The organism is Blautia sp. An81 (genome assembly GCF_002161285.1).
GTDB classification, from domain to species: domain Bacteria; phylum Bacillota; class Clostridia; order Lachnospirales; family Lachnospiraceae; genus Blautia; species Blautia ornithocaccae.
Window position 1 is genome coordinate 1 of sequence record NZ_NFHH01000016.1, and the last position, 15,329, is coordinate 15,329.

18 protein-coding genes are annotated in these 15,329 nt (G+C 42.8%); 2 read left to right on the plus strand and 16 right to left on the minus strand.

From position 1 onward, the window contains the following. Window positions 1-986: 986 nt before the first annotated feature. From B5G33_RS13445 to B5G33_RS13465, 5 genes are all read right to left on the minus strand, one after another. The gene (locus B5G33_RS13445; RefSeq protein WP_087418005.1) at window positions 987-2,186 is read right to left on the minus strand and encodes a tyrosine-type recombinase/integrase; all 1,200 of its coding nucleotides are present in this window, start codon (window positions 2,184-2,186) and stop codon (window positions 987-989) included. Between the two features lie 66 nt (window positions 2,187-2,252). Further along, on the minus strand, window positions 2,253-2,450 hold the full coding sequence (locus tag B5G33_RS13450; protein ID WP_242974703.1) for an excisionase: 198 nt from the start codon (window positions 2,448-2,450) through the stop codon (window positions 2,253-2,255). 427 nt (window positions 2,451-2,877) lie between these two features. Continuing rightward, window positions 2,878-5,055, minus strand: a complete 2,178-nt coding sequence (locus B5G33_RS13455; RefSeq protein WP_158229624.1) for a PcfJ domain-containing protein — start codon at window positions 5,053-5,055, stop codon at window positions 2,878-2,880. 29 nt (window positions 5,056-5,084) lie between these two features. Next, window positions 5,085-5,474 carry a hypothetical protein gene (locus tag B5G33_RS13460; RefSeq protein WP_087418007.1) on the minus strand — a complete coding sequence of 130 codons (390 nt, stop codon included), beginning with the start codon at window positions 5,472-5,474 and terminating at the stop codon, window positions 5,085-5,087. Continuing rightward, on the minus strand, window positions 5,447-5,638 hold the full coding sequence (locus B5G33_RS13465; RefSeq protein ID WP_087418008.1) for a hypothetical protein: 192 nt from the start codon (window positions 5,636-5,638) through the stop codon (window positions 5,447-5,449). The genes B5G33_RS13460 and B5G33_RS13465 overlap by 28 nt, the downstream gene beginning before the upstream one ends. 582 nt (window positions 5,639-6,220) lie before the next feature. On the opposite strand from B5G33_RS13465, the gene B5G33_RS13475 reads away from it, so the two are divergent. Then, complete coding sequence (locus B5G33_RS13475) at window positions 6,221-7,006, plus strand: hypothetical protein (protein ID WP_087418009.1); 786 nt, start codon at window positions 6,221-6,223, stop codon at window positions 7,004-7,006. Continuing rightward, complete coding sequence (locus B5G33_RS13480) at window positions 6,993-7,697, plus strand: hypothetical protein (RefSeq protein ID WP_087418010.1); 705 nt, start codon at window positions 6,993-6,995, stop codon at window positions 7,695-7,697. The genes B5G33_RS13475 and B5G33_RS13480 overlap by 14 nt, the downstream gene beginning before the upstream one ends. Before the next feature lie 131 nt (window positions 7,698-7,828). Here the strand turns inward: B5G33_RS13480 and B5G33_RS21500 are convergent, their stop codons facing one another. The 11 genes from B5G33_RS21500 to B5G33_RS13540 form a co-directional block, all read right to left on the minus strand. Continuing rightward, a complete protein-coding gene (locus B5G33_RS21500) occupies window positions 7,829-8,095 on the minus strand; it encodes a hypothetical protein (protein ID WP_162614064.1) in 267 nt (88 codons plus the stop codon). A gap of 13 nt (window positions 8,096-8,108) precedes the next feature. Beyond that, complete coding sequence (locus B5G33_RS13490) at window positions 8,109-8,642, minus strand: DUF7666 domain-containing protein (RefSeq protein WP_087418012.1); 534 nt, start codon at window positions 8,640-8,642, stop codon at window positions 8,109-8,111. 20 nt (window positions 8,643-8,662) lie between these two features. Beyond that, the gene (locus B5G33_RS13495; RefSeq protein ID WP_087418013.1) at window positions 8,663-9,349 is read right to left on the minus strand and encodes a Cas9 inhibitor AcrIIA9 family protein; all 687 of its coding nucleotides are present in this window, start codon (window positions 9,347-9,349) and stop codon (window positions 8,663-8,665) included. A 60-nt stretch (window positions 9,350-9,409) separates the two neighbouring features. Further along, entirely contained in the window at window positions 9,410-9,829 is a 420-nt protein-coding gene (locus tag B5G33_RS13500) for a hypothetical protein (protein WP_087418014.1), read from the minus strand. Window positions 9,830-9,846: 17 nt separating this feature from the next. Further along, window positions 9,847-11,325, minus strand: a complete 1,479-nt coding sequence (locus B5G33_RS13505) for a phosphoadenosine phosphosulfate reductase family protein (RefSeq protein WP_087418015.1) — start codon at window positions 11,323-11,325, stop codon at window positions 9,847-9,849. 173 nt (window positions 11,326-11,498) lie between these two features. Continuing rightward, window positions 11,499-12,179: a hypothetical protein gene (locus B5G33_RS21995; protein WP_242974704.1), complete on the minus strand. Its 681-nt coding sequence runs from the start codon at window positions 12,177-12,179 to the stop codon at window positions 11,499-11,501. After that, window positions 12,160-12,492, minus strand: a complete 333-nt coding sequence (locus B5G33_RS13520; RefSeq protein WP_087418016.1) for a hypothetical protein — start codon at window positions 12,490-12,492, stop codon at window positions 12,160-12,162. The genes B5G33_RS21995 and B5G33_RS13520 overlap by 20 nt, the downstream gene beginning before the upstream one ends. A 21-nt stretch (window positions 12,493-12,513) precedes the next feature. After that, window positions 12,514-12,954 (minus strand): RNase A-like domain-containing protein, encoded by a 441-nt coding sequence (locus B5G33_RS13525; protein ID WP_087418017.1) that lies wholly within the window; start codon window positions 12,952-12,954, stop codon window positions 12,514-12,516. Between the two features lie 408 nt (window positions 12,955-13,362). Then, complete coding sequence (locus tag B5G33_RS13530) at window positions 13,363-13,674, minus strand: hypothetical protein (RefSeq protein WP_087418018.1); 312 nt, start codon at window positions 13,672-13,674, stop codon at window positions 13,363-13,365. Between the two features lie 12 nt (window positions 13,675-13,686). Continuing rightward, the gene (locus B5G33_RS13535) at window positions 13,687-14,991 is read right to left on the minus strand and encodes a DNA polymerase Y family protein (RefSeq protein ID WP_087418019.1); all 1,305 of its coding nucleotides are present in this window, start codon (window positions 14,989-14,991) and stop codon (window positions 13,687-13,689) included. Between the two features lie 63 nt (window positions 14,992-15,054). Continuing rightward, window positions 15,055-15,327: a hypothetical protein gene (locus tag B5G33_RS13540; RefSeq protein ID WP_087418020.1), complete on the minus strand. Its 273-nt coding sequence runs from the start codon at window positions 15,325-15,327 to the stop codon at window positions 15,055-15,057. Window positions 15,328-15,329 lie beyond the last annotated feature (2 nt).

The following is a 15,329-nucleotide window of genomic DNA, read 5'->3' on the forward strand; positions in this document are numbered from 1 at the left end:
GTCTTTCCAATGGAAGTGGATAAAACCAATGGAAAAGCCGGAGAATGTAGATAACCCGTTTTTTTAGAAAACTCTCCATCCTAAAGCAGGCAGATATATTTTTACCTTTCAAAACTGAAAATTTAATTTGGGGCTTGACAATTATTCTTCTGACTCATATAATAAAAATGATTTTAATATCAAAAGAGAGGTAGAATAAATGGATAGGAATAATAGAAATAAAACTAATTTTGTAAATACTGTATCCGCCAAAATGCCTTCCTCTCCTGACCGCGACTCTAAATTTTACCGCAAGTTTAAGCCTGAACTTCCTCTGAGTAATCCGACTACGACCTACAATAAGCATCGTAAACGTTTACTTGACTGTTAGAATATTTTACTTATAGTTCTATCTTGTAATTTTTATAGAAGCTGTCGTTCTATATTTTGTTAGAGCGGCAGCTTCTTTTTGTCTCATTTTCTTGTCTAGATCTAGCAATTACTGTATTTCCATAGGCGAAATCTTCCTTTTGAGTTCGTCAGATACCAGCTATTAAATGGAATTTATCAATCTGGGCATTTATTGTCGTCTTATTGCCAAATGTCATTTATATGTGAATTATCTTTGCATTCAAATCATGAAACAGGAAGTGAACTTTTTTCTATCAAGATATATTCTAGAACTAGAAAAAAGAAAAGCTGTCACTCTTTGCGGAGTCACCGTCTGGTATAGGACTCCGAGGAGACGGTACAAATCTTTCTCCGCGGGACCATGTGCAGGTGGAGCCTCCGAGGCAATGAAATTTGGTAATTTTTATGGCTACCAGGAGGAGATGTGAGTACTGCTGGTATTTACGAAATTACTAAACTCCGTTAGAATGAAATTACTCGGACATGAAATCCATCAATAATACAATAAGGAGGGATCCATAAGAAAAGACGCAGAGTTTTCCCCTGCGCCCTTTCGCCATTCTACCTGTTGCCATTCAGAAATTCATACCAACTTCTCAGCCCTCCAAGAAATTCCCAGCTTTTTCAACTTCTCTTTGTTTGATCTTATCCAGGATATGCGTATAGGATAACGTCGTAGAATAATTTGCGTGCCCCATGATACTTTGTATAAACACTGGATCCATATTCTTTTCAAAGCATCTTGTCGCAAATGTATGGCGGAACGCATGCGGATGCAAATGCTTAAACTCAACCGGTGCCCGATTTTCACGCATTGCCCTGCTGTATTCCTTCATATTGATGTTTTTTACGACCTTATTCAGATCATGGACGATCACGTATCTGGTGACCGGCGAGCCAAGGGTGCTGGTAAATACCAGATCTCCAAATTCCGGTTTTGCTCTCCAACGGTTCCCTAACTTGTGTTTGTACTCATCTTGCTTCTTTTTCCAGTTCTTTAAACATGCTTCTGTTTCCCCAAAAAAAGGGATCTCTCGATACGAATTTGCTGTCTTTGGTGTTGTAAGTTCTTCGATTTTCTTCCCGTCCTGGTAGGCGGTCTGCATAGATCGCCTGATATTGATCACTTTCCTTTGAAAATCAATATCCCCCCACTGAAGTCCGGAAAACTCACCAATTCTCATTCCGGTCAGCAATAAAATCATGTATGCCTCATAGTAATAGCTGTCTTTCACTTCTTCCAGAAATATTTTTTGCTCTATCTGATCCATTACCCTGCGCTCTCTCTGCACGTTTGCATCTTTTACATTGATGCTTATACAAGGATTAAAATTGATAATCTTATTAACTATTGCAATATCAAGGCACTCTCGCATAATACCCAGGGCCTCTTTTATTGAACGGTCTGTATATCCTTCTTCTGCCAAATCGTTCGTAGCTGTCTGGATATTAAGCTGGCTTATATCAGAAACACGTTTTTCTTTCAGGATCCGTACATATGTATTTCTGGCTTTCCTGTCATAAGTTTTTCTGCTAACATCTGACTTGAGCTGCGGTGCTTTGCTTTTTTCAAACCATTCGCTGTACCACTCTCCCAACGTGATATTCTGACGAAAGTTTTTTTCATCCCGAAGGACTTTCGCCTTTTCTACTTCAAAATTTTTTCTCAGTTTAGTCAAGCTAACATCGTAGAGATCAATTTTGACACCATTAATGACCGCACGCGCTTCATATCTTCCGTCCTTTCTCTGGCTGAAGCATTTTCCAAGTTCCTTGCCATTCAAATCTTTTCCCATAAGCAACGCTCCTTTATGCCTTTTGACAAACGACTTCCTTTACTAGCATGAATGGACTCTTCCGTATCAGATTGGAATTTGATATTTTGCGCACCTGTCCAAATAATCATCAAAAAGTTTCTTATTAACGTACAAACGGTTTCCAAGACGAACCGTGAAAGAACTGTCTGGCCGTTTAAGAACCTGTCTGGCTTTTGTCTTCCCCCAACCCGTATAGCTGCATACTTCATTTAAGCTCAACAACTTTTTTTCCATATTTTCCATATCTACCTCCTACTTATCCTTTTTTAATCAGCACCAGTCCTGTATTCTGTTCAAAGCCTTACCCCAAGAAAAATATCAAATAGAAAACAAGAGGCGTTACCAAAATTGCCAAGAAGAAATCAATCATAAGTAATAGCATCGCCATAATATCCCAAGAATCCATCACATCCTCTCCTTTCCCATGCTGTCAGCTTGAAGTACTCGGACACATGCAATTTTGTTTTACCTTATACCAAGAAGAACGGGATTTTTCTTGTTTTCCGTATATCTAATCATGTTTTTTCACATTTTTCCTTATCTTTCCGGCTTTTTACAACTTACATCCCCTGTTTCTAACTATTTCTTAAATTCTCAGTCGGACTGTCTTCGTTTTTTCCAGTCATAGATTTTTGCTTTCAATTCATTGCCCTCCTTTCTTCCAATCTTTCTATGCAGCCTTTTCGTCTTCCGGTATTTCCATAAGATCCTCCTGTAAAAGATCCGCCAGAAGCTTTCCATTAAAATTTCCGTGGACTCGAACTTTCTTTTCACGCAGTTCCTCCATCTCCTGCTCCCGCTTTTCACAGCTTATTTTTGCCAGTTCAAAATCCTCCTTCCTAAGCTTTTTCTGAAGCTGCTTCTGCCACTGTGCCAGAAATTTTTCTGCCTGCGCAATATCAGCCGTCTGCCGGTTGTATAACGTCCGCTTCTGCCGAATGGTGCCGTTTGGCTCAACCTCTAACGTATAGTAGGGCTCTTGATCTTTAGCTGCTTTTCTGAGGAATAAAATATAAGATTCCTTCTCAGCCATACGCTCAAAATACCGCTCGTTACTATTTATGCAGTGATGGAGCTTCTGGCTGTCAATCAGAATATCTTCTGCTCTCTTTGGAGCTATGATTTTATATTCTTTTCCGGAATACTCATATCGCTTCAGATCCTGGAAAATTTCGGGTAAAACGGGATATTTCTTCTCAGTTTCTTCTGCCTGTTTTACAATGTCCTTATTCCCCACAACTTTTATCAGTTCATTGTGCCTTTCCACCAAATTCCTGGCTCGATAGACAATCGGATCAGAAATGTCAGCTCCTGTTCTTTTGGCCATAATTAGGTAATCCTCCCAAATACCCAACAGATCTTTTGGTGTTTCCCCGCTCTCTTTTGCCTGCCTTTCAAGATAATTTTTAATCTGAACCGCGCTCATATACCCACTGACAAACAGAATGTCTTCTGCCGGGATCCCTTTAGCTTCCATCCAGGATATTACCTCATCGCTTATTACCGTATTCAGGCCTTTTTCAAAACGAAGCCAGCTTAGGTACAAGCTTCCTCCGCCATTTTCCCTCAGCCGCTGTAATCGGAACTTATCTATGAATAATGCCTTACCGAGGTCTTTAGCTGGCTCATATGGGATCGAAAGGCTGCTGCCTTTCTGCAGAATCTCTTGCGTAAGCCGAAGCAGGCCTGCCTTAACGATCTGTTCCATCCAGGGTCTTTCTATCAAATGTTCCATGTAATCTCTGGGGTCAAGAAAAGGAACCTGTCTTGCGTATTCTAAAAGACCCGTCCGCCCTAAAACACCAGTTTTCAGACTCCTGAAATTCTTTTTGTAGACTGATCCGCGAACGCTATGGACATAATACAGGTATCCAATGCCCCAGGATTTTTTCAGTTCCCCTTCTTGCCAACGGTTCCTTTCAGTCGTCCGGTCTAATCCATAATAATATTCCGTACCGTGAAGGCTGCTGTTATATACAAACCTTCGCCGTTCTTGCTGAAAGAATAAGGGGTTCCTATAGTCAGACGTCCTGATAAACATAGAAATGATAAACTCCCGTACAACAAACCCATCTCCGCAGTTCTGAACCAGATAAGCAGTGTCTTCATCCGTTATGACTTTTTTTGCCTTTTTTGCCGCTTTATACTGGATTTTGTGATGGCATCTGCTGCATCTTGCCTCTTTGTTGTGCCGCGGATCTTTTACCGGAACTTCCTGCTCACACCAGGTACAGTAGCCTTTCTTGACTCCCTTCCGGCTATATTCATAAAAAATAAAGTGCTTTGTAAGGCCGGTTTTTCTCAGCCACTTTTTAAAGTCCGAAGGCTCCTTCGGCACTTGGTCCATAACAAGATCCCATCGGTCTGTTATCACTTTGTGTCTCGCAAGAAGCTGTCTTCTGCGTGCCGCTTTCTGAAACAGTGCAACTGCATCATAGCCCTCCGAATCTTCATTCAAGTATTCCTGGATACAGTTTTCTGAGGACTTGTCACAGAAAATTTGTGACTGCCAGATCCTGTGAGTCCAGGGGAGCCGTTCCAACATAGCAGCCGTCCAATTCTTCAAAATATAGTTATATCCGATAAAATCATCGGCCGCCTTGTCAATAAATAAGCAGTATGCAGGCTTAGTTCCTCCCAGCGTTAAAGTATTTGGCTGAAACAACGCTACCTTTAAAATCCCCTGTTCTACAGCAGCCAGAAGATACAGCCCATATTTATAAACGTAATCTACCTCATTCTTGCAATAGGGCCTAAGCTTCGGCACTGGTATATCTTGTTTGGCTATCCGTATCATTTCCTCTGTCGCGGTCAGTACTTTTAGCCTTAATAATTGCTGTTTTTTCAATGATGTTTCCCCTCCTTGCATTTTCTGGCTTATCCAAGTTCTTTCTGCATCCCTAATAACTGGTATCCCGTTCCACTCGGAACTAGTGTCAATATTCCCTGTACTTCGTAATGATCCAATAATCTTAGGACGATTTCTTCTAAAATAGCGTCGCAGGATGGTTCCATGGGGATCGCAATCCGTATTTTGTCTCTCATTTCATCCATGATTTCCTTTTGAGACCGGATACCGCTTCCATTCTTATCAAAGCAACTGAAAAAACATCTTTGCACCATTTCCCGGTGTGCCCGCAAAAAAAGGAGATATTCCTCTTCCGACATCCTAATATTTCCCATTCTGACCTCACTTTCCGCAAAAGAAAGGACCTGGTCTCCCAGATCCTTCCTGCTTCTTAAGATTCCTTCTGAATTTCCTGCCATATCTCTATGGCACGCTTTAACCCCGGTTGTTCTGCGGATTCCTTTTCTGCCTCTTCCCGCAGTCTGCTTTCATAGAGCCTCTCGTCTTCTTCCAGAAACCGTATCACATTTCTCAAACGAAAAATTTCTCTTTGACAGCTTTGGAGCCTCTCTTCATCATCCAATCCCTCTTCCTCCTTCCTCCTACAATTTTCTGCTTCTGTACAACGCAAAAAAGGCACCAAAAACCACTGCACATGATTTTTGATGCCATTCTTCTCTTATTATTCAGCTCATCTGAACAAAGTTATCTTCCGACACCTGCCGGAACAAAAGCATTGTACTCCATGGAATATCCATGTAAAATATCTTACAACTAAACAGTAACACAGATTTCTTTTGCCGTCAACATAAATCGGAGAGGTAAAAATGCCTTTGGCTTTTTCAAAGCTCGCAATACCGGCCCGATACCAGACGGGGACAGCCAGGATAGGAACAGGGGCACTTCGGCTTATAAGGCATAGCTGTTGCCTCCTTCCGGACAAAAAGAAAGCCCCCGCAGTTTGTTTTACGAAGGTCTCTGTATTTTTCTTTGTTGCTATTGTAATACTACCAGATTTCTATAGTGTCTTTCTATGTCTTTTTGTGTCCTCTTTTCAATAAGATGGCATGTACAATACAAAAATTTTGCGATATGATAAGAACGAGTTATAAAAGGTCTTTTGATTATAAAAAATAAAATATAGCAAAAGGATAGATTGTAGGTTATGAAGAACATAAAAAATTTTATTTCCAAACACTGGATCGGTTGTTGGGTATCTGCAAGCGTATTATTTGCCCTTATCATCCACTTTTTATTTTCCATTCAAGCTCCAAATGTTTTTTTAGCAGCAAAATGGGGCGCAGGAGATCTTCTTGCTTATGCAAGTACCGTTACTCTTGGATTTCTTGCAATGTGGCAAAACAAAAAGCAAAAAGAAGAAAATGATATTGCTCAGGAGCGATTAGAAAAAATCAGTCTACGGGCAAACGAATTGAATATTGTAAACAAAATCATAGAGTATGAATCCAATAGGCTATCTCAGCTTCAAACAACAATGGATGTATTTACCACATCGTGCGATCCTCAAACATTTGGGTTGATCATGGGGAAGAACGTAGAAAACCCACCTGCTTTTATTATAGATTTAACTGAACTTGAAAAGAGAATAGATACCTCATATTTTGAATTAGCGAGATTATTAAGAATTGATAATGGACTTAAACATAATGACAAGCATCCTTTAAATATAGCATACGCCACTTTATATCTATATGCCAAAGAAAGTATTGCAAATTTACGAGAATCGGGAATTAGTTATAATGGCAAGCAAGAAGCAACCGTAATGCTTTCCACATTAGGAAAACTAAGAGACGATTTCATAAAAGAACGCGAACAATACCTGTCAATCCAAGAAAAGAACTTAAAACGTCTTTTATTTGAGGAATTGTCTTTAGAAGAAATACGCAATTATTACTCATATGGAGAGGAGAACACAAATGTCCAAAAGTAAAGAGCTAAAACAATTTCCTTTATCAAGTAAACAAAATTGTATCGTATACTTATACAAAATCATTACATCCAGCGAACTATGTATGGACACCTTTAAGGAATACAATAAAGAGACCAAACGTATACTAGATAAATATAAAAATCAAAGTCTTATACCAGCAAAAATATATCAAGAAGTGTGCAATAAAACATATAATATTATGAGCTATCTCCTTAATCTCCTTGGTGATGCCCAAACATCGTCAATATCTTATTTCAAATATCGTAATCAGATACAGAAGCGCATTAAGAAAGGTCTAACGGATATTCCTATAAATGATTTAAGTGATGATGTAAATTCTCTTATCGCTGAATTTAACAGAACAAGAAATTGGTTAAATCACGTTCCCGAATCACTATTAGTGGCAGAAATGGATTTAATTAATCAAGAAAATGCTGATATTTCTTTTGATCCAGTTATAATTATTCATCATAATTATGCTACATTTGAATATTTTGAGCACTTATACTTATCTAATATTGAATTTTACCAACAAGCAAGAAAAATTATACAGGCAGCAAAAAAAGATTATGCTTTACTAATGGGAAAATCTATCACATATCGTAGAATATACACAGATAAGCCTTATGACATATCCAGAGCAGAAGCTGCCAAAAAATCTGCTAAAATACAAGGTCTATCTTCCAAATAGATAGACAGCCTCTAATATTCAAGGCGCATCTCCACCCCGGAAATGCGCCTTTTCCTTATTCTTCCCCCGCCGGTATAAAAGCCGTATACTGCTCCAAAGCCTTCCGGTACAGCTTGTGCATATACCGCAGGTCATAATCCATTTCCACGGCTATCTTCTCCCAGGAATAAAAGCACAGATACCGAAGCTCCAAAAGTGCAATCAGCAAAGATACGGTAGGATAGCTGGCTGGAACCAGTCTTTCTGTCATTTAAGTAGATATCCAGTACCAGCAGGCCCTTTTCTATCTTGGCACGGCAGAATGCGTCTGGTTTTCTGTCTTGCCCGCGCTGCAGCAGTTCTTCCATATGAGGCGTTAACATCTGAACCGGAAACTGCAATAATTCTTTTCGCTTCATGAAACACCTCACTCTATGCTTTTCCGTCCACGCCATACCAGGTATGCGGCTTATATTTCTTCCCATCCACTACATACAGAGCCACTTCCTGGATTTGCTGGCTGTCAGGCTCCTCCTTTGCGAGTGCGAGGATATCTCCCATGCTTCCGGATGCCTTTGGATGTTTTCCCCTGACCACGACGTATCCGTCCCAGCATCTTCCCTCTTCTTTTTTCACTATCGAGCACCATTTGCGCCCTGGATGCCGAGCCATGTAGGCAAGGCCATGGAGTAAAAGCATCTGAAAAGACAATTCCTTTAGCAGCGTTATCCTGGTACAGGAAATTTTGCTGTCAACCGAATCCTCGTCCAGGTCCCCTTCCGCTTTTACAAGAAAATAGACGGATTTGCGCCAATCTCTGTAATAGCAAAGGCAGTCCAGTGGATTCTCCGCGCAGTGGAACCCGTTTTCCGCGCAGTTTGCCTGGTCTGTTATGTTCACCTGGTTCAGCAAAAACTGGTAGCCCAGGCAGGTAAGATCTTTTTTTAACCCTTTGTATGCAATCATAATCCTCCTCGTTACTCCTATCACGCCAGATCAAACAAAGACATCTGCCCGTCCGTTTCTTTTTTCTTAGGCGCGCTTTCTTTGTGTTTTTCTACGCTTCCCGCGTCCTTCTTTTTTACTGTTGTTTTCACGGCAGAAGCTGCTTTCCGTTCAGCCTGCTCCCATTCAGAAAGAATTTTCTTTTTCTCTTCTGCTTCTTTTGCCAGGGTTTCCGCCTCATCCTCTCTCCGGTAATACTCTTCCGCCCAGGGGAATACTGTTTTTTCCGTCAAAGTCAGCGCTGTATTTTCCCTGACCCGGCCAAGCCCTTTCTTTTTTGCCTGCTCCGTGGCCGTTTCAAAGGCTTTCTCCATCACAAAATCCAGACATCTTTGCAGGGATTTATGCCTTTTCATGACCGATATGGCAAGTTTCGGATCCTCCTCACACTTTCGGATGATATGCCAGCCGATAATCCCTGCGAAATCTTTGTCATCTAACACCAGTATCTCTTCCCGGAGCTTCTCGGAAGCTGTGCGGAATATTTTCTGCCCAATGGGTATTTCGGCCAGCCGGTATCTGCGTCCCTGGATGAAATCTTCCGTCTGTTCATAAGGGACAGCCCACTTTTTCGCCAGCCTCCGCAGCGCTTCCATATCTCCCTGGTTTCTTAAATGCACTGCCGCGTCATTCAATTCCACGACATTTTCTACCATTTTTTCAATCATACTCTATTTCCTTTCTGCATTCCGGCAGGAGGGAAGCCTCCCTCCCGCCCTTCCTAACATTCAGGCAGCTTCCTCTACCGCAGCTTCCGGTGGGTTCTCCAACCTTTTTTCGGTTTCCGCCGCAAGTTTCCGCTGCTCCCGGTCATCCACGTCTAGCAGGTTCACCATTTCCAGAATTACCTGGCGGCACCAGACATTTTCGTTCCAGGCCTTATGCAGCTGTCCGGCCCGTTCTACAATCTCCTCCCAGTCTTTATCTGACAAAGGCCTGCCGCGGTATTCTTTGTAAAATCCATAGATCTCTTTCATGGCTTTTGCCACCGGGATTTCTGAAGCAGCCTCCACATTGGATAAAAGCTTCATAAGCACCGGATGTTTTCCATATTTTTCCTGCAAAGGCCGAATTCCCAGATTCACTTTCCCAATATATACGCCCAGGAAATCATTAAAAATCCCAGCTATCATTTTCTGGTCTACCATTCGTCTCCTCCTTTTCTTCAAGATGCCAGATCAAAAATGCTCATTTGCCCTTCGATCTGTTCTTCTTCGTAAGGCATTGAAGGCACTGTTTTTTCTGCTTCTCTTTTTGCCATCTCCAATGGTATCTCTTTTACCTTTGAAGCGGTATCTGAGAGCAGTTTCCCATACTGGCCTTCGTTTCCAAACGCACGCATGACCACCAGGTTTTCCTCTTCGATGGCCGTCTCCAAATTTTGTACTACCCCGAGTGCATACAAAATCTGAGTCTTCCTTTTCTGCCGGTCCGTAAGGAGTGGTTCCCGGCAAAGAAGATACCGGTAATCTTCCGAATTCTTATAAATTTCCAGACATGCCCTGGCCTGCTTTCGTATGTCATCAGCCCTTGCCATATACCCTGCAGGCAATTCCTCCGGAAGCGGGACCTCAACACCATAGCTGATAAGGATTCGCTGGATCTCCAGCAGCTCTCTCCGGATCTCTGCCAGAGCGATCCCATCCGGCCACATCTGTTCGGTTCCATACTTGTGGATGTTCTGCCATTCGCTGTAGCGTTGCTGGTATAGCGTCAGCCATTCATTCTTCGTTTTCCCTTTCATCTTTTCCGTTTCACTTATCCATTCCCTTTCTGTTCCCAATGCAAGCGAAAGCTGTCCAGGAACCTGTTTGGGAGCCGGTTCTGTTCCATACATCCACCAAAGGTAGACGTCTTCCGCACTCTCCCACGTGTCTTCCTCCAAATGTCTTTGCTTGCGGCTTTTCAGCATTTCCCCGAAGGTCTTCAGATAAGCCGACTTATAGCCTGGATAGCGCGCAAGCTCTTTTTCCCGTTTTCGAACCGACGCCAATGGGCAGCCGATGCACCCAATCCTTGTAAATCCTTCATCATAAAGACAGCAATATCTGTGGACATAGTGATAAATAAAGGACCACACTTCTTCATCCGTCCAGTCGATGATCGGATTTAATACCCGTTTCCCTTTCATTACACAGCTCTCGATCAGCCGCCGTTTCTCATCATTGTCATTATTTAAAAGTAAAACCTTCGCGCTTTCCGCGCCTCTTATTTCTGCCAGCCCGCGGTTTTTGCGTTTTCTGCTTTCTGCCCAGCGGACGCCAGTGATTACAAACCGGCCTTCCCCTCCCCGTTCCTTCAGTTCAGAACAGCAATACCGGACTTTCCGGGTTGGGGGAAATCCTTTTTTGATGATCAGCTTCCACATGGATTCTTCTGGCTTTTCCATGGAAACCTCCGGGTATTCCTTCCGGATAAAATGTACCAGCTCCGGAGGATCCACCGTTGTCACATGGTAATGCGCCGTAAACTTTACCCCAGCCATCTGTGCCAAGTGAAAAACAGCCTGGCTGTCCTTTCCTCCGCTAAACGCCAAATAGTATCCGTCTGGATTCATCCGGAGGGCGGTTTCCTCAAACATTTTCAGATTTTGGATCGCACGTTCTATTTTGTCCTCTATTGGAAATAAACAAATCTGCTCCATTCCTTCCCCGTCCTTTGCATTAGATTTTGCTGCAGGACGGAAAAGCCATGCTTCCCGGCGTGTCTTTTTACGCTGCCTGGCCGATTACTTGTATCAAAAGAACTGTCCGCAATCACAGTCTTTCTAAGCAGCAACCCTGGCTGTCACCCGGGCTTAGAAGAAATGCAGAGCTTTTAAAAACCAACCCGGAAACTTGCATAAGCAATCGGTTTGATCTCCAGAATCCTTACATTGGAAATCTTCCGGTATGGTTTCCTTTTATTCAGATCGTCTACCCAATCCTGAAATGCCATTTCTACTTCCATATCCACTTCCTCATGCTCCAGTCGCAGGAACATATACTTATAACCCACGCGATAATTCCGCCGTGCTGTAAAATAGGAATATTTCACCTCGTAGATCGGGATACGGATCATAGAATTCAGAAATTGCGAGGGATGCAGCTTTTTAAAGAAACTTCGGTATTCTTCGGTTGCCCCAAGGGTTCCGCCGCAGGCAATCTCTTCAAAAGAAGCCAGTTCCGCAAATTTGTGTAAATGCATATCCTCCTCCTCTTCTTCTTTCACTTCTTTCACCTCTTTTACTCTCCTCCTCACAGTTGACGGAAAGCAGAGGAAAGCATCAGCCACCGCATCGACCGTGTATCCCTGGTCCAGTAATTTTTTCATTACTTTGCGGGATTCCTGCCGGCTTAGTTTTGCCAACCCCTTTTGAGGTACCTTTTTCTTCATAATCTTTTTACATAGCGGATGGTACGGTCCATAGTGGTACATCTTCTGAGCTTCGCTTGCGTTCACATTACATAAAATAGCGATAGCAAGGCAGCAATACCCTTCATATTCTTCCGCTCTCATGTTCCACCGCCTTTCTCTCCATTCCTTTCCTTGCCGTGCGCCTCATATGCTTCGGATAGCTCTTCCTCCTTTCCCGGTGTATTTTGACTTCCATATGCCTTCTTTCCGGGATTACCTTTACTGCAATTCCGCTAAAGGAATGTCCCATTTGCTTTAGCTGCTGTTTTTTCCCATACATCAATTTCTTTGCAACCCCAAAGGCTGTCCCGCCGCAGGAAGCAATATAAAGTCGGCTCCTTTGGTCTAACTCAAAGTCGATCCTTTTTCCTTTTACGATCCCTTCATTTTTGGCCATTAAGACCTCCAGCTTCATAGCATCCTCCATCCATCGTTTTCAAAACATCGGGTAACTGGTAAGGATGCGGAACCCCCAGTCTGCCGTTTTGTCTTTTACCAATACAAGGCAGGCTTTTTTCAGGTTTTCCTGCAGCTTATCCTCACCTTTCCGGAAGCCATATCCGACTGTGCTCTTAAAACGCTGGATCAGCGGCAGGCAGTCACTATAGCTCCCCCTTAACCAGAAAGCGATTTCTTCGTCAAAAAAGCGCCGCATCATTTCCTGCGCCACAGCGACAGCCACTTCCATATCCCAAAAGGATGTAGCGTACCGGATGTCTTCCTGGGTAAGCCGGTATTTCAAAGCCTGGACCTGGATATCGGTATGCTTCCTCAAGGTGTGGCCGCCATAGAGTTCTACCTTGTCCAGGTTTTCCCGTATAGCCTTAATCGTGCTTTCAATCACTTCTTCAGGGATATCGGCAAATAAATCTACCATAGCCTCTCCTTTCTGATAACAGATGCCGGTATCCCCGTTTTGCGGATACCAGCCCTTCCATAAGAAAAGAAGGGAAATTTTCCCCTTCTCGATAAAAAATTCTGCTATCCGCTTATTATTTTTCTGTTACTCCATTCGGATGATTTCCTGCCCTCCTTTTCCTTTATTTGCATAAATACCTCAGAAGCCTCTCGTACCACTCTTCAGGGCACAAAAAAAGCACCAAAAATCCATTCCTAGACTTTTGATGCCTTTCTGCGCATAATAAGATATGATCTGAAAATATACTCCCGGCATTTTTGCCGGAACAAAACTTCTGCATAATGGCCTTATGCGAAATTATCATCCAATTACAATTTAGCACAAGATATAGTTATTGTCAATGTCATCAAATCAATATATAGTATTTTACCTTACTACCATATCCCATCGTCCTTCTTCTATATGGTATAGCAATGTGAAATATTTCATAATGCCACAGTCTACAGCGCAACAATCATACCGCTTCATCTTAATTCCTGCAAAATATTTTTCTTCTGTCTTAATAAGATGAATGTTTCGGATAGATTGTATATTTCCTTCCACATCCTGAAATTTGACCATCCGCGGCATACTTCTGCCATTTGAGGTAAACCAACAGGAAACCGCAACCTTTTGATATTTTCCCTGAATTGCTTCTTCCCGGAGCTGTTCTGTCTGTTTTTCCAATGTAAATCCCATTTATCACCACTCCTACTCTACTTCTATTTTTTCATAATCTACGCTTCGCTTTTCCCGACTGATTCCTCCTGACATATGATCAATTTTACTACCAAGGAAGGATGCTCTTATCAAAGAGTCTTTCCCGTATCGTTTTCGTATAGCATCCACCGTGTTATCCATGCATTCCCATTTCTCATAATCAGTCAGATCAAAAAGATCCATCTGCCTCACATCCATTCCATCTCGGATACGGCTGGTATGAATACCAAGATGCCGGATGGGAGTGCCGTCCCATAACTGCTCAAATAACTGGCAGGCACAGCGATGTATCTCCAGAGTGATATTTGTGGCATTTGGTAAAGTCATCTGGTGGCTTGCGTAATGAAGTTCGAAGTCCTTGATACCGACCGCGATTACTTCTGCACGCACATGTGCTTCCCTCAGCCTTGCTCCTACCGTTTCTGCTAAAGCCAGCAAAACAAGCTTGGCGGTAGAAGAATCGCATACATCAAATGCGATTGTCGTACTGTTTCCGTAGCCTTTATTTGCAGGCGGCTGGGACTGCACGACCGATACATCAATCCCATTCGCAAATGCCCAGATGATTTCCCCATGCTTTTTTAAATGGGATTTTAAAATATACGGGTCGGCCGCAGCCAGTTCCCCGATTGTATCAATCCCCAGCGTGTGCAGTTTTCTTGCTGTAGAGCGCCCCACAAAGAAGAGATTGGATACCGGAAGCGGCCACATTTTAGCGGGGATTTCTTCCCGCCAAAGGGTATGTACCCGGTCAGGCTTCTGGAAATCGCTTGCCATCTTTGCCAGCAGCTTATTTTCGGATACTCCTATATTTACAGTAAAGCCCAGTTCTTCTTTGATCTGCGACCGGATCCGGTTCGCCGCAGTCACCGGATCTCCCCATAGCTTATCGGTTCCGGACATATCTATGAACGCTTCATCCACAGAATATTGTTCCACGTCCGGGGAATACTGTAAAAGCACCTCCATAAATGCTTTGGAACACTGCTCGTATAAGCTGTAATTAGGCGGAACCAGGAGCAGATCGGGGCATTTTTGCTTCGCTTCCAGGATGGTTTCACCCGTCTGGATGTGATATTTTTTCGCCGGAATCGATTTTGCAAGGATTATGCCATGGCGCATTGCCATATCCCCGCCAACTGCTGCCACCTGTGTACGCAGATCTACCTTTCCTCCAAGATGGTACAAACGGTACACAGCTTCCCAGGAAAGGAAGGCAGAATTTACATCTACGTGAAAAATTACGCGCCCCACAGCAGCACCTCCTGCGTTTTTTGTTTTTATTATATCGAACATTTGTTCTGTTTTCAAGAGGTAATTCTTACCTGTCCATCCACAGGCAGATTGGGGTTGATTCTTTCATGCTCCCAGCTTCCAGTTATCTTTTCTGGCGTTAATCATTTCCTGCAGTTCGTCTAAAACTTCATCAGATACATCCGGTTCCGGGAGGCTCCCATAAAGGCAGGCACTGACGGCACCAGCCAGGATCCAGACCATAATCGCAAAAGCAATATAATCGTCTGAAATATGAAGTTTTGCTCCTATAGACGGCTGCAACAGTGCGAAACCATAGGAACCCAGTGAGCAAAGCATCCACAGTATACCTTTTCTGGTTCTTTCTTTTTGTGTCATAA